This is a genomic window from Cyclobacteriaceae bacterium (genome assembly GCA_030584025.1).
GTDB lineage: Bacteria > Bacteroidota > Bacteroidia > Cytophagales > Cyclobacteriaceae > UBA2336.
On the sequence record CP129487.1, the window covers coordinates 3,902,517 to 3,917,194 of the forward strand.

Consider the following 14,678-nt stretch of genomic DNA (forward strand, 5'->3'; position numbering starts at 1 on the left):
GAAATGTTTTCGGGTTTTATGTGTCACTAACCAGATTAAACAGATGAAAAAGATTCAACTACTTATTCTAACGATGTTTGTTGTGTTGGCTGCTCGTGCACAGGATGGTATAACCGTTTGTCACACACCTGCAACTGAAAAATTTGCCTTGCTGGCCTCCAATAAAGATTTCAATATGGCACATGCTGATCCGCTTCCGTACACGCACCAGAGTGCGGTTGGAAAAATGATTACATTCAAAACACCCGATGGAAAAGAAGCAAACGCGTATTTTCTTCAGGCGAAAAGCAAAAGCAACAACTGGATTTTTGTGTTCCAGGAATGGTGGGGCTTAAACGACCACATCAAGCGCGAAGCAGAAAATTTGTACAATGCCTTGGGCAACGTAAACGTGCTGGCGTTAGATATGTATGATGGAAAAGTAACCGATAAACGTGAAGAAGCCGGTCAGCTGATGGGTGGCTTTAAGCAAGATCGCGGTAACGCCATTGTTCAGGGCGCCTTGAGTTATGCCGGAAAGAATGCAAAGATCGGAACCGTGGGCTGGTGCTTTGGCGGTGGCCAGTCGATTCAAGCTGCGCTGACGGTCGGCAAACAAGCCGCTGCGTGTGTGATGTATTACGGTATGCCGGAAGAGAATGTGGATCGATTGAAGACATTGAATTGTGATGTGCTGAACATCTGGCCGACACAGGATCAATGGATCAATAAAGCCGTTATGGATAAGTTCGAAATAAACATGAAAGCGGCCGGAAAGAACTTAACCGTTAAGTCGTATGATGCGGATCACGCCTTTGCCAACCCGAGCAATCCAAAACACAACAAGGAATTCACGGCTGATGCCAATAAGCACACGGTAGAATTCTTTAGGGCGAGATTGAAATAGAATATCAATTGACAATTAACAGTTGACAATTGGCAATAGACCGGTAGACATTATGTCAACCGCTAATTGCCAATTGTTAACTCAGTCAATAACTATCGAGCATGTATTTAATTACATCCGTTGTGGTTACGATGCCCACCAGTTTACTTTCATCATCATCGGCCACTACAGGCAGCGCATGAAATTCTTCAGTAGATAAAATCTCTGCAACGTGTTTAATGGTGTCGCTCTCTTTCACCGCACGCGGTTTGTGCGACATCACCTGGCTGATGTTGAGCATGTCAAACACGGCTTCATCGGCATCGCCTTCTCCGGCAAACAATCCGCTAAAGGTTAACCGGTTCAAATCGGTTTTACTAAGCATACCAACGAGCTGATCACCATGCACAACGGGCAGGTGCCGGATGTGATGCTTGCGGATCAGGTTATTAGCACTGATTAAGGTATCGTCAAGTTGAACAGCCACTACATGCTTGGTCATGATGCTGCTCACGGGTTCGCGCTTTTTCATGGTACTTTGATTTAGTATTTCAAAGTACGCTCGTTACAGGAGATTGCGGCTGACGAAGGTCAGGCGAGAGACGTGATCTTCATCACTCCCAAACTACTCTTCCTTCAGTATTATACCATTTCGGATAATGCGGTAGGTGTATTTTCTCCACCTCGTTGCGTTTTACTTTTAAAGTAGGTGTGAGTAGATTATTCTCTACCGACCAGTCGTGTTTCATCACCACCATTTTTTCAACATGCTCATGACTTTCCAATGCTGGGTTTATTTCTTCCAGTGTTGCACTCAGACTGTGAATCAGTTGTTCCTTGGTTTTTGTTTTTCCATTAGCGGAAAGCACCACCAAAGCCATCGGTTGTGGCACACCCATGCCCACCACACAAACCTGATCCAAATCCGCGTTGGATAAAATGCGCATTTCAATCGGGGCAGGTGCAATGTATTTTCCCTTGTCGGTTTTGAATAAATCTTTCACCCGGCCGGTAATGGTTAAAAATCCATCGCTGGAAATTTGTCCCTGGTCACCGGTTTTTAAATATCCTTCTTCATCGAAGAGTTCTTTGGTCATCTCTGGCTCTTTATAATAACCCAAGGTAAGTCCGGGGCATTTAATCCGAATCTCTCCGTTATCAGCAATTTTTACTTGCGCGCCTTTCAAGGGTTTCCCAACTGTTCCTAGTCGATTATCATTATTCCGATTGTAGTGGGAATAAATACAATCTTCCGTCATGCCGTATGCTTGCAAAACACGCACGCCTAGTTTTTCATACCATTTTAAAAGTTCTACGGAAATTGGAGCAGCTCCACTAAAGATTTGTTTAGCCCGTGTTAAGCCCAATCCTTTTTTGATTTTGTTTTTTATTAAGGTGCTGATCAACGGTATGGATAACAACGTATCAAGTTTCTTTTGTGGCAGCTTCTCCAGAATTTTTTCCTGAAACTTGGCCCAAATACGTGGAACAGCAAAGAAGTGTGTAGGCTGTGTGTCCGCTAAATTTTTTGGAAAGGATTCGAGCGTTTCCGGAAACGAAAAGTTACCGCCCTGGTAAATACCCATCATTTCAATGCCCATTCGTTCGGCAATGTGGCTAAGCGGCAGGTATGAAAACAGCGTGGGATGATTTTGTATTTCAAGTTCGCGGATACCCGCTGTCACAACACTATCAAACGCATAAACATTATGCATAACGCCCTTTGATTTTCCGGTAGTGCCTGATGTGTAAACCAGTGTAAGCAAATCCTCGGGCTTCCAGGTGTATGTATCTTTCAATGGCTCGAATTGTTTTGCCCATTGTTCCCAGCTATGATCTTCATCAACGCCATAAGCAGTAATGCCAAGCTTCACTACGTTTGCGGGTATGCCTTGTCGCTGTGGACTATAATCATCAAGTTTTCCGATTATGATCAGTTTGGATTCACTGTGTTCCAGAATTTGATGAATGGTTGAAGCGGTAATGGTGGCATAGAGCGGAACCGAAACATGACCCGCCATCATAATCGCCAGGTCGGCCATAATCCAGTGTGCACAGTTTTTTGAAAGCAAGGCCACTTTGCTCCCTTGCGGGAGGCCCAGTGATTGAATGCCGTTGGCGATTCGCCTGATCTCATCCCCGGCTTGTTGGTACGTCCAGGTTTTCCATTGGCCGTTAAACGGCTGGCGAAGAAACAATTGTTGCGGGATTTCTTTCTCCCACTTTAGAAATTGGTTTAATGGAGATGAGCTCATAATGTTTGGCGTTAGGCATGACTATTTACTCAGAAAACAGTTAAAATAAAAGGTCTTCTTTTCTACCTTCGCCCGTATGAGCACTGCTTCAAAAAAACTCTTTTTACTGGATGCCTACGCGCTGATTTACCGCGCACATTTTGCGTTTACCAAAACACCCCGAATTAATTCCAAGGGTCATAATACCTCGGTTCCGTTTGGTTTTACCAACACCTTGCTGGAAGTACTACAAAAGCAAAAGCCTACGCACATCGGTGTGGCCTTTGATACATCAGCGCCAACGTTTCGCGATGAAATTTTTGAGGAGTACAAGGCCACCCGACAGGAAACTCCGGAAGATATCCGTTATGGCGTTCCCAAGGTGAAAGAAATCTTAAAGGCATTTAATATTCCCGTACTCGAAATGGATGGCTATGAAGCCGATGACATTATCGGTACGTTGGCCCAGCAGGCGGAGAAAAAAGGTTTTGAGGTGTACATGATGACACCCGACAAAGATTTTGGGCAATTGGTAACTGATAACATAAAGTTGTACAAACCTGCTTACATGGGCAATGCAGTTGATGTGATGGGCCCACAGGAAGTGTGTGCCCGATGGGATATTGAAGATGTAAGTCAGGTGATTGAAATGTTGGGCCTGCAAGGCGATGCCTCCGATAACATTCCGGGAATACCGGGTTTTGGTCCCAAGACAGCAGCAACGCTATTGAAGAAGTACAAGAACATTGAAGGCATCATTGAGCACGTATCAGAATTAAAAGGTAAGCAGAAAGAATTGGTGGAACAATATGGCGAGCAGGCATTGCTATCAAAAAAGCTCGCCACCATTATTACCGATGTTCCGGTAAAATTTGATGAGAAAGAATTGGAGTACAATGGTCCGGATGAGTCTGCGCTGAAGCCTATCTTCCAGGAGTTGGAGTTCAAAACCATTATGAACCGCGTCTTTGGCGATGCGGCAGTCGCAGCACCCGTTGCACCCAAGGCATCACAGCTTTCCATGTTTGGAAACGCAGCAGCAGAGGAGGTGGCGGAAGAAAAAGCAACTCCGGTAACCGGAGAGAATCGTACGTTTTCAAAAGAGGCCGTGCAGTATCATTCCCTTACTGTAAAAGAACAGAAGAATCTGATCCACGACCTAAAGAATAGTACAGCCTTTGCCTGGACGATACAAACATCGGATGACAAGACGGTAATCGGTTTGGGATTTTCGATAAAGCCAGGTGAAGCTTTTTATATACCGATCGAAAGTGAAAAGCAGTTGCAGGAATTTGCGGGTGTGTTTGCCGATTCTTCTAAACTGAAAATCGGTCATAACATTAAATCTGCTTTGCTTGCATTCCGCGAACACAGAATTTCCGTAAGCGGCCCTTTATTCGATACGATGATTGCGCACTACCTGGTGGAACCGGAATCAGCGCATGATATGCAAACGCTTACCGAATTGTATTTCGGGTATCTTGTAATGAAAGATAGTGAAGGCGATCTGGCTGATCGGTTGTGTGAGCATGCCGACTATGCCCTTCAGCTGAAACAGAAGCTTCAACCTGAATTGGAAAAGCGCGGGCATTCCAGTCTGATGCGCGATGTAGAAATGCCGCTGGTGCAGGTGCTTGCCAGCATGGAATATGAAGGCGTCACGCTGGATGAAGATGTACTGAGTAAGATGTCGGATGATTTGAAGAAAGACAGCGAGCATGTGCAAGCGGAAATTTTCAAACTGGCCGGGCAGGAATTCAACATCAATTCACCGAAGCAGCTTGGAGAAATTTTATTTGAAAAAATGAAGTTGGGCGATAAACCCAAGAAAACTAAAACCGGGCAGTATGCAACTGGTGAAGATGTGTTGTTGAAGCTGGCTAACGAAAGCGAAATCGCGCGAAAAATTCTCGACTATCGCGAATATGAAAAGCTTCGCTCTACATACGTTGATGCTTTACCCAGGTTGATCGACAAGCGCGATGGAAGAATTCACACCGACTACCGACAAGCAGTAGCGGCAACCGGCAGGTTAAGTTCAAACAATCCCAATCTTCAGAATATTCCGATCCGTACGGAGAAGGGAAGACAAATCCGAAAAGCGTTTATTCCCCGCGACAAAAACTTTGTGTTCATGTCGGCTGATTACTCGCAGATTGAATTGCGCATAGCCGCATCGTTTGCGAAAGATGAAATTATGATTGAAGCGTTTAAGAACAAACGCGACATTCACACCACCACAGCCGCCAAGGTTTTCAAGGTTCCCGTGGAACAGGTTACGCCAGACATGAGGCGCAAAGCCAAAGAAGTGAACTTTGGAATTTTGTATGGCAGCACCGCTTTTGGATTATCGCAAAACCTGAACATCTCTCGTTCAGAAGCAGCCGAAATTATCAACGCGTATTTTGAAGAGTTTCCGGCCATTAAACGGTACATGGACAATTCCATACTGGATGCACGCGAGAAAGAATATGTAGAAACCATTCTCGGCAGGCGCAGGTATTTGCGCGACATTAATTCGCGCAACATCACCACGCGTGGTTTTGCCGAGCGAAATGCCATTAACGCACCCATTCAGGGAAGTGCAGCAGATATTATTAAGATTGCTATGGTGAACATTCACCGTTGGATGGAAAAGGAAAACCTGAAATCGCGCATGATCATGCAGGTACACGATGAATTGGTGTTTGATGTGCATAAAGATGAAGTGGACGTGCTGAAAGAACAGGTTACCCGACTCATGAAAAGTGCAGTTCGCCTGGAAGTGCCGATGGAAGTAGAGGTGGGCGTGGGTAAAAACTGGCTGGAGGCGCATTAAACAGGGTAATAACAGTTTGTTAATAACAAATTGTTACTTACATATGCAGTGAAAGGAATTCCTGATTGACTATGAGCATTTCTAAGGAAGTAATCGAACAAGCCCACGAGCGGATTAAACCCTACATCCACCGCACACCGGTTATCAGCTCGGCTGGTATCAATGAGCAGGCGGGCTGTAAAATCTTTTTCAAGTGTGAGAACTTTCAGAAGATTGGTGCCTTCAAGGCACGTGGTGCTATGAATGCCGCACTTTCGTTAAGTAAAGCAGACCTGGAAAAGGGATTGGCCACGCATTCTTCCGGAAACCACGCGCAGGCACTGGCGCGAGCAGCAAAACTGTTAGGCGTTCCGGCTTACATTGTTATGCCTTCCACTGCACCCGAAGTGAAAAAGCGTGGCGTAAAAGGCTTTGAAGGAAAGATTTTTGAATGTGAGCCCACACTCGCTGCGCGTGAAACCACTTTGGCAGAGGTGATTGCCCAAACGGGCGCAACAGAAATCCATCCATTCAATAATTATGATGTGATGGCCGGCCAGGCAACGGCAGCTAAAGAATTATTTGAAGATACCGATAAACTAGATGTGATTCTGGCTCCCGTTGGCGGTGGTGGATTGTTGAGTGGGACAGCGTTGGCTGCAAAATATTTTTCATCAAGTACTCAGGTAATTGCTGGTGAGCCCGAAGGCGCGGATGATGCTTATCGTTCGTTGAAGAGTGGAAAGATAGAACCCTCGCAAGCAAAATCGGTAGCAGATGGTTTACTTACTTCATTAGGTGATAAAACTTTTCCCATCATTCGGGATCATGTAAAGGAAATTATAACCGTTAGCGATCATGAAATTATTGCGGCCATGCGCATGGTGTGGGAACGCATGAAAATAATTATTGAGCCTTCTTGCGCGGTTCCGTTGGCAGCCTTGTTCAAGGACAAGAAAAAATTCGCGCGAAAAAATGTAGGCATTATTCTATCGGGCGGTAATGTTGATCTGGAACGGGCGTGCAATTTGTTTATCGAGTATAAGTAGAACGTGTACAAATAAAAAACCCCGACTCTTCAGCCGGGGTTTCTACTTTTCTCTAACTCGAAATTAGTTCGTTCCCTTCTTAAACTGATCGAACTTTGATTCAGTAGTGCGTTTCGGAAACACGTTGTCGGCTGTGTTTACATCAGTTGTTTCTTTCAATGGATCGAGCACTACGCTTGCCACTTCTTTCTCCTTCACAAAAACTTTGGTAACGGTGCTCTCATTTTTACGCCAGATCTCAGCCGGAATGCGATCAATTTCTTTTGAGCCGTCTTTAAATGTCCACTCAATGATTACCGGCATCATCAGGCCGCCTTTGTTGGAAAGCTTGATCTCGTAAATATTTTTATCCTGCAGTTTTCCGATGAGTGCTTTGTCATCAACTCTGCCCTGGAACTCGCCATAAAAGCGATCATCGGTTGGCAACACACTAATCGGTTCGGGGCCGGATGAAAAATCATTGAATTCCTTTTTACCAGAACCTGATCCCGCTTCGGCTTTCTTTGCAGTAACCTGCTTTTCAATTTTGGTTTGCTCGTTGCGCAGTTTGTACCACTTCACATAGTCTACCGTTTGGTCAACATTATCCGTGGTGTAGAACCAGCCTCTCCAGAACCAATCCAGGTCAACAGCGGATGCATCTTCCATAGTACGGAAGAAGTCAGCCGGTTGTGGGTGTTTGAACGCCCAACGCTGCGAATATTCTTTAAAGGATTTGTCGAATAAATCTTTACCCATTACGGTTTCACGCAGGATGTACAACGCGGTAGCTGCTTTTTGATATTGCTCCGCACCAAACTGAATGATCTGTTCCGAGTTGGTCATGAGCGGGCGCATGTACGATTGATCACCTTTCATGTAACCCACCAATCCTTCGGGCAAACCGCGGTTCCAGTTGTCGTTCGGGTAGCGTTCCAGTTCCGTTACCAATTGCACAAAGCTGTTAATGCCTTCATCCATCCACGTCCACTGGCGTTCATCGTTGTTGATGATCATGGGGAAGAAGTTGTGTCCCACTTCGTGTACAATCACACCGATCATGCGGGTGCGTGTGTTGTTGCTGTATGAACCATCTTTGTTCGGGCGACCGAAGTTGAAGCAGATCATCGGATATTCCATACCAATGGAAGCCGCATGAACGGAAATCGCTACCGGATAAGGATAGTCGATGGTCATGCGGGAATAAACTTCGAGCGTATTCTTTACTGCTAATGTTGATTCTTTTTCCCAAAGCGGATTGCCCTCTTTCGGATAGAACGACATCGCCAATGGCGTTTTATCATTGATCTTCACGGCCTGTGCGTCCCAGATAAATTTGCGTGAAGAAGCAAAGGCAAAGTCGCGCACGTTATCGGCATGGAACTCCCAGGTTTTTTTCGTCTTCGCTTTTGTCTTTTCTTTTTTCGTGGCTTCGTCTTGCGTTACAATAATCACGGGTTTATCAAACGAAGTTTTGGCTTTCTCGAAGCGATCCAGTTCGGTTTTGCTCAATACATCCTTTGCATTTTGCAGACTTCCGGTAGAAGCAACAATGTGATCGGAAGGAACAGTAATCTTAACCTTGTAATCGCCAAAAGGCAAGGCAAATTCACCCTGACCTAAGAACTGCTTGTTCTGCCAACCGTTTACATCATCGAACACGCACATGCGCGGAAAAAATTGCGCAATGGTATACACGTAGTTTCCATCTTCCGGAAAATATTCCAGCCCGCTGCGCTCACCGTCTTTCATGCGATCGCCAATGTTGTACGACCACTCTACAGAAAACGTATAGGTTTGACCGGGGCCAAGTGCTTTCGGTAAATCCACGCGCATCATGGTTTGGTTAATGGTGTGCGACAGGGTTGCGCCACTGGCATCTTTTACTGATTTGATTTTATACCCACCATCAAAGTCATACAGATCAAGTGATCCGGCTACGAATTTGGCGGGAATGGAATCGCGCATGGTGTTGGTTCGTGTCTGGCTTTTCAAACTGTTCTGCGCAATCACGTTCTGATCCAACTGCATCCACAAATACCGCAACGTTTCAGGTGAGTTGTTGTGGTACGTGATGGTTTCCGATCCGGTAATGGATTGATTATCGTCATTTAGCTCTACATTAATCACGTAGTCGGCTTTTTGTTGCCAATACCGGGGGCCGGGTGCGCCCGAGCCTGTACGGTATTCATTAGGCGTTGGCAACGTGGTGCCTAATTGTTCAAACTTACCTTGCCATTTGGCAGGCTCCTGTGCCCAAGCTGTAAGGATACAGCAAGCAAACAGAAATACAAGAAGATGTCTCAGCATAGTAGTTAAAGTATAGTCGTAAAATTTTTTACCAGGGATTTTTTTCCATCATCAAGATCAACGCAATTCCGGCAATGGCCGATGATATGACCAGTTTCCAGTCTCTTCGGTTTATGGTAAAGACATCTACCAAGATAAAACTAGCCACCATAAATATGGAAACGATAATTATCTGACCTACCTCAAGGCCTACATTAAAGGCAAAAAGCGGGGATACAATATTGCTGTTCTTGCCTAAAATGGCTTGCAGGTAATTCGAGAAGCCCATGCCGTGAATCAGCCCGAAGAAAAGGGCAAACCCATAATTGACATAGGTTGTACGATCGGATACTTCCGTTCTGCGGAAGATGTTGGATACTGCGGTTATGAAAATCGTTAGCGGAATGAGAAACTCAATCAGTTCGGCATTGACCACAATTATTTTCAGGGTAGCCAATGCCAACGTAACGGAATGACCGATGGTAAAAGCCGTTACCAGAATCAGAATTTTTTTCCAATCGCGCATCAGATAAATGGCGCATAGGGCTACCACGAAAAGAATGTGATCGTAACCATTGGCATAATCCAGAATGTGATCCTTGCCTAATCCGAAATACAGTTGAAACTCGCTCATAGTCAGAAAAATGCGCTGCAAGTATACATTTTCTTTTGAAACAATCCTGCCGGCTTGAGGATGAGCGGAAGCCCCGGTGGTTTGGTTTTTGTTATTTTTGGCAGCTGATGAGCGGTTTGTTATACACCTTTATATATGTGCTTGGCCTTTGGGTTCACCCGATTCATATTTCCGTAACCGAAATTGAATACGATGAGCGCGAAAAGGAACTGGAGATCATCACCCGAATTTTTACAGATGATCTTGAGTTGGCCATACGTACTCAACGAAACGATCCTGAATTGGAATTATTGAACCTGCCTGCAGAAACCAGGCTTGATGATCTGGTGAAGCCTTATCTGCTTCAACAAATCAACATTCAACTGGATGGGAAAGCACAAACCCTGAAATACCTAGGGCACGAACAGGATGGGGATGCGCATGTCTTTTTTATTCAGGTGCAGCCGGTAAAAAAATGGAAATCGATTACGGTTCAAAATCAGGTTTTGCTGGAAACGTACGATGACCAATCGAATATTGTACACGTAACCGTGCGCGAAAAAACCAGAAGCATGCGGCTGATGCGGAACAATGAAGCCGGTTCTTTAACGTTTGACTGATAAATTCAGAAGCTTATGAAAAGATATTTTAACATTACGGGTTTTGTTGTTGGATTAGCAGCCCTGTTAAGCAGTTGCGGAGGTGATAAAGAAGAGACTTGTGTATTTATTCCTCCGGTAACCGAAAAAGTTTCTGTTGATTACCTGCAACTTTCTGATTCAGTAGTGCAGCTTGAGACTAAAGAAGAAGTCATTGCCTTCCTCGGCCGCTACCCGATTATCCGCGATAATTTTCTGCGTAGATCCATGTACCCAAGTGATGCAGAGTTTGTGGAGGATTTATACAAACGATTCACCAACAATTATATGGATACGCTTCGTGCGGATGTGAAGCGCGTATTTGGTGATGAACAAAATTTAAAGCAACAGTTCGAAGAAGCGTTCAGCAACTTGAAATACTATTATCCGGATTTTGTTCCGCCAAAAATCATTACGCTGGTAACCGGATTGGATAATGATATGCTCATGTCTGATTCGCTTATTGTGGTAAGTCTTGATTATTTCATTGGACCCGGTGCCAAGTATCGTCCGAACATGTATGAATATTTATTGCGCCAATACACCAAAGATAACATTGTGCCTTCGGTGATGCTGCTGTATGGCATGAACCGCTTCAACTACAGCAATCCGGAAGACCAAACTACCCTCGCTGATATGGTAGCGTTTGGTAAGTCGTACTACTTTGCCAAGCACATGTTACCCTGCGTGCCCGATAGTATTTTTATCTGGTACACCGCTGAAGAAATAAAAGGCGCAGAAAAGAATCAGGATTTGATTTGGTATCGGCTTATAGAAGACCAGGTACTGTATGCTACCAGCCACATGACCAAGCAAAAGTTTTTGGGCGAACGCCCGGTAACCATTGAAGTAGGGGAGAAGTGTCCTGGCCGAATCGGGCAGTGGGTTGGCTGGGAGATTGTGAAAAGCTACATGAAGGCAAACCCGGAAACTACGCTTCCGGAATTGATGCAGATGCTGGATGCCGATAAGTTGTTTAAGGAATCGAAATACAAGCCTGAGCGGAAATCAGCGTAAGCTTATAGCTGCAACGGAATTACTTTTTCTTTTACAAACCGGAACAGTTCTTTTCTAAAAAAGAGTATCAATACGGTAAGCACCACGGTTGTGTGTAACGTAATGAATACGGGTGTGCCCATAATCCATACATCCGAGAGAAATCCACGCTCCAGCAAACCGTTCAGCAAAACAAATCCGTAACTGCCGATAATCAACAGCGGTAAAATCATAAAGCCTACGTTGTAAAGGCAGCCCCGTTTATTTTTTACCGCGCGAAACGAAGCAATGATAGGCGGCAGCGCCATGAGCAGTACAACGCCATACGCCAGCCAACGAAAGTAAGGTTCTGCCTCTGTGCCCAAGGTCATGTTTCTGAACACAACGGTTTCATCTCCGCCACCCATAAACACCGTCATGATGCGGGCCTGGGGTACGTTGGCCCATATCAGCACAAATCCAAACGATTGCAGTTTTGTTGTTTCACTTCGCAGCAGAAACATCCCGATCCACGCCAGGGTCATCGAAAAAATCGGTCCGGCAGCAGTAGGCCAATACCAATAAGCGGTCGCTTCCCTGCAGGATTTACACAATCGCCATGCGTTAAAGTCGCGGTATTCGGGCCAGCAGCCACAAATGAATTTGCCCACAATGAAATGAGAAATTTCGTGGGCTTCACCCATCAGCATGGCAAAAAGAAAAAAGGCGAAAAGGTTTTTCGCGTTGAGTTGAAGTTTCACACCGTAATGTTTGCCCTAAGACTCCGGTGGTGGGGTTCAGGTTGCACCTTTGTGCTATCTTTGTTTTTAAACTAATTAATAATGAGAGCAAAAATTGTAGCCGGTAACTGGAAAATGAACAAATCGCTGGAAGAAGCGAATACGTTAACCTCGGAAATCGCGGGCATGGTAGCCGATGAAGTTCGGGGTGATGTAAAGGTGGTGTTGTGTACACCCTTCCCGTATTTGTTGCCGGTGAAAAAATTGATTGGCGAGCAAACCCGAATAGCTGTGGGCGCACAAAACTGCAGTGAGCATGAAGCCGGTGCATACACCGGTGAAGTATCTGCACCCATGTTGGCGTCCATGCATATTCCATACGTGATACTGGGCCACAGCGAGCGCAGGCAATATTTTGGTGAAGGGGGTGCATTGCTGGCAAAGAAGGTTGATGTGGCTTTGAAGCATAACCTTATTCCGATTTATTGTTGTGGCGAGCCGCTTGAAGTGCGTGAACGCAATGAACATGAAGTCCTGGTGAAACAACAAGTAGAAGAAAGCTTGTTCCATCTGGATTCAGAAACGATAAAGAAGATTGTCATTGCTTACGAACCGGTTTGGGCCATTGGTACAGGAAAAACCGCCAGCGCACAACAAGCACAAGACATGCACGCTGTTATTCGTAAGCACCTGGCTAGTAAGTATGGTCAGCCCGTAGCCGATTCCATTTCTATTTTATATGGAGGAAGTGTAAACGCAGCCAATGCAAAAGAGTTATTCGCTTGCGCAGATGTAGACGGTGGCTTGGTTGGAGGCGCTTCGTTGAAGTCGCGGGAGTTTGTGGAAATTATTAAGTCGATTTGAAAATGTATGGAGTTGAAAATTTGAAGATTCTAACATGTATGCTTTCCTTTTAAATGCGTTAACTTTACTTCATCTTCATGTGTGATGAATCAGGCAAAATCAAATTCACTGGATGTTATTTTTCAGGTAAATGAACTCGCCTGGGCATTATACAATTCAAATCCAGCTAACGAAATGAAAACAATGGCCAGCAAAGATGATGTTACCCTATTGGTAGGTAACCTCAACAAACATGGTGTTCGGTTTATCCTTATTGGTGGATTTGCGATGGCTTTTCATGGGCATGTGCGGGCAACGAATGATATTGATTTTTGGATAGAGAACACTCCGGAGAATATGGATAAATTGCGTCAAGCGTTGTTGGACAGTGGCGTTGCGGAAGCACAAATCATGCGTAATACGATGCAGTTGGTAGGCGGGTTCACGGTGTTCAACTTAATGGAAACCGGATTTCAAATTGACTTAATGCATAACCTTAAAGCATTCAAAGAAATTGATTTTAATCAGTGCTATGCACGTGTGCAGCGAGCTAACTACAATGGTGTTGATATCTCTGTACTTAATGCTGAAGATTTACTGAAAGAGAAGCGCGAAACTAACCGTGATAAAGATCAGGGAGATATTTCGTTTTTAGAAGCCTTGATAGTAAAGCTCAAGAAATTGCTATAGCCAATTGACTATTGAGATTGCAGAAAATTGAGAATTAAAGTAGGTGTCTAATCGACTCATTCTCAAATTAAACCATTTTCAAATTAAATTTATGCACTACACCCGCCTCCAGGTAATCTGCAACTCCGACTTCGCGGAAATTCTCATGGCCGAAATAGCAGAGGTTGGCTTTGATACGTTTATGGAAACGGAAACCGGTTTTGAAGCTTTTGCCGAGCAGAATCAGTACGACAAACAAAAACTGCAGGAGATCAAAGATCGGTACACGGCACACACGCCCGTAGTTTTTTACATCGATCGGGTGGAAAAGAAAAACTGGAATGAAGAATGGGAGAAAAATTATGAGCCGATAATTGTTGAAGACATCATTATCGTTCGCGCTGAATTTCACCAACCGGAAAAGAAATACCCGATTGAACTCATCATCACTCCGAAAATGTCGTTTGGCACCGGGCATCATCAAACCACGTACCTGATGCTGAAGGCACAACTTCAACTGGATCATCAAAATAAAATGGTGATGGATGCCGGAACTGGCACAGCCGTGCTGGCTATCATGGCATCAAAACGTGGAGCAAAAAAAATTGAAGCCTTTGATATTGATAGCTGGAGTGTGGAGAACGGAAATGAAAATGCAGCGATCAACCAGTGTTCCAATATTCACATCCGTCAGGGCAAAATTGATGAGCTTACTTTTGCAGAGCCTTTCGACATCATCCTCGCGAACATCAACAAGAATATTTTACTAAGTGAAATGCACCACTATGCTGCTCACCTGAAATCCGGAGGTCAGTTATTGTTAAGTGGTTTTTATGAGAAGGACATTGCCGACTTAACGGAAAAGGCCTCGCAGTATAACCTGCATCCGGTGCTGTCGGATACCCGCGATGACTGGGCCTGTCTGCTGCTCCAAAAGAACAACGCTTGATTTGTACAGAAAACCGGGGTACAACGTTTAATCCTTTA

General features: G+C 44.8%; 13 protein-coding genes. 8 read left to right on the forward strand and 5 right to left on the reverse strand.

Features of this window, described 5'->3' with window-relative positions; all coding sequences use genetic code 11:
- Positions 1-43 precede the first annotated feature (43 nt).
- A complete protein-coding gene (locus QY309_17710) occupies positions 44-886 on the forward strand; it encodes a dienelactone hydrolase family protein (protein ID WKZ59683.1) in 843 nt (280 codons plus the stop codon).
- Between the two features lie 85 nt (positions 887-971).
- Here the strand turns inward: QY309_17710 and QY309_17715 are convergent, their stop codons facing one another.
- Together QY309_17715 and QY309_17720 are read right to left on the reverse strand one after the other, a co-directional pair.
- Positions 972-1,397, reverse strand: a complete 426-nt coding sequence (locus tag QY309_17715) for a CBS domain-containing protein (GenBank protein WKZ59684.1) — start codon at positions 1,395-1,397, stop codon at positions 972-974.
- Positions 1,398-1,479: 82 nt separating this feature from the next.
- Entirely contained in the window at positions 1,480-3,120 is a 1,641-nt protein-coding gene (locus QY309_17720) for an AMP-binding protein (GenBank protein ID WKZ59685.1), read from the reverse strand.
- A gap of 76 nt (positions 3,121-3,196) precedes the next feature.
- On the opposite strand from QY309_17720, the gene polA reads away from it, so the two are divergent.
- Positions 3,197-5,917 (forward strand): DNA polymerase I, encoded by a 2,721-nt coding sequence (gene polA, locus QY309_17725; GenBank protein WKZ59686.1) that lies wholly within the window; start codon positions 3,197-3,199, stop codon positions 5,915-5,917.
- Between the two features lie 71 nt (positions 5,918-5,988).
- The gene (locus tag QY309_17730) at positions 5,989-6,945 is read left to right on the forward strand and encodes a pyridoxal-phosphate dependent enzyme (GenBank protein WKZ59687.1); all 957 of its coding nucleotides are present in this window, start codon (positions 5,989-5,991) and stop codon (positions 6,943-6,945) included.
- 63 nt (positions 6,946-7,008) lie between these two features.
- Here QY309_17730 and QY309_17735 read toward each other — a convergent pair whose 3' ends face one another.
- Together QY309_17735 and QY309_17740 are read right to left on the reverse strand one after the other, a co-directional pair.
- The gene (locus QY309_17735; protein ID WKZ59688.1) at positions 7,009-9,234 is read right to left on the reverse strand and encodes a M1 family metallopeptidase; all 2,226 of its coding nucleotides are present in this window, start codon (positions 9,232-9,234) and stop codon (positions 7,009-7,011) included.
- A gap of 28 nt (positions 9,235-9,262) precedes the next feature.
- Positions 9,263-9,847, reverse strand: coding sequence for a HupE/UreJ family protein (locus QY309_17740; GenBank protein ID WKZ59689.1), 585 nt, complete (start codon positions 9,845-9,847; stop codon positions 9,263-9,265).
- A gap of 107 nt (positions 9,848-9,954) precedes the next feature.
- On the opposite strand from QY309_17740, the gene QY309_17745 reads away from it, so the two are divergent.
- On the forward strand, positions 9,955-10,446 hold the full coding sequence (locus QY309_17745) for a hypothetical protein (GenBank protein WKZ59690.1): 492 nt from the start codon (positions 9,955-9,957) through the stop codon (positions 10,444-10,446).
- A 15-nt stretch (positions 10,447-10,461) separates the two neighbouring features.
- Positions 10,462-11,481 carry a gliding motility lipoprotein GldB gene (locus tag QY309_17750; protein ID WKZ59691.1) on the forward strand — a complete coding sequence of 340 codons (1,020 nt, stop codon included), beginning with the start codon at positions 10,462-10,464 and terminating at the stop codon, positions 11,479-11,481.
- Between the two features lie 2 nt (positions 11,482-11,483).
- Here QY309_17750 and QY309_17755 read toward each other — a convergent pair whose 3' ends face one another.
- On the reverse strand, positions 11,484-12,200 hold the full coding sequence (locus tag QY309_17755; GenBank protein ID WKZ59692.1) for a hypothetical protein: 717 nt from the start codon (positions 12,198-12,200) through the stop codon (positions 11,484-11,486).
- Positions 12,201-12,281: 81 nt separating this feature from the next.
- Here QY309_17755 and tpiA point away from each other — a divergent pair, with 81 nt between their 5' ends.
- The 3 genes from tpiA to prmA all read left to right on the forward strand — a co-directional run bounded on the left by tpiA (position 12,282) and on the right by prmA (position 14,640).
- Positions 12,282-13,043 (forward strand): triose-phosphate isomerase, encoded by a 762-nt coding sequence (tpiA, locus tag QY309_17760; GenBank protein WKZ59693.1) that lies wholly within the window; start codon positions 12,282-12,284, stop codon positions 13,041-13,043.
- Between the two features lie 84 nt (positions 13,044-13,127).
- A complete protein-coding gene (locus QY309_17765; protein WKZ59694.1) occupies positions 13,128-13,712 on the forward strand; it encodes a nucleotidyl transferase AbiEii/AbiGii toxin family protein in 585 nt (194 codons plus the stop codon).
- A gap of 91 nt (positions 13,713-13,803) precedes the next feature.
- Entirely contained in the window at positions 13,804-14,640 is an 837-nt protein-coding gene (prmA, locus tag QY309_17770) for a 50S ribosomal protein L11 methyltransferase (GenBank protein ID WKZ59695.1), read from the forward strand.
- Positions 14,641-14,678: the final 38 nt, after the last annotated feature.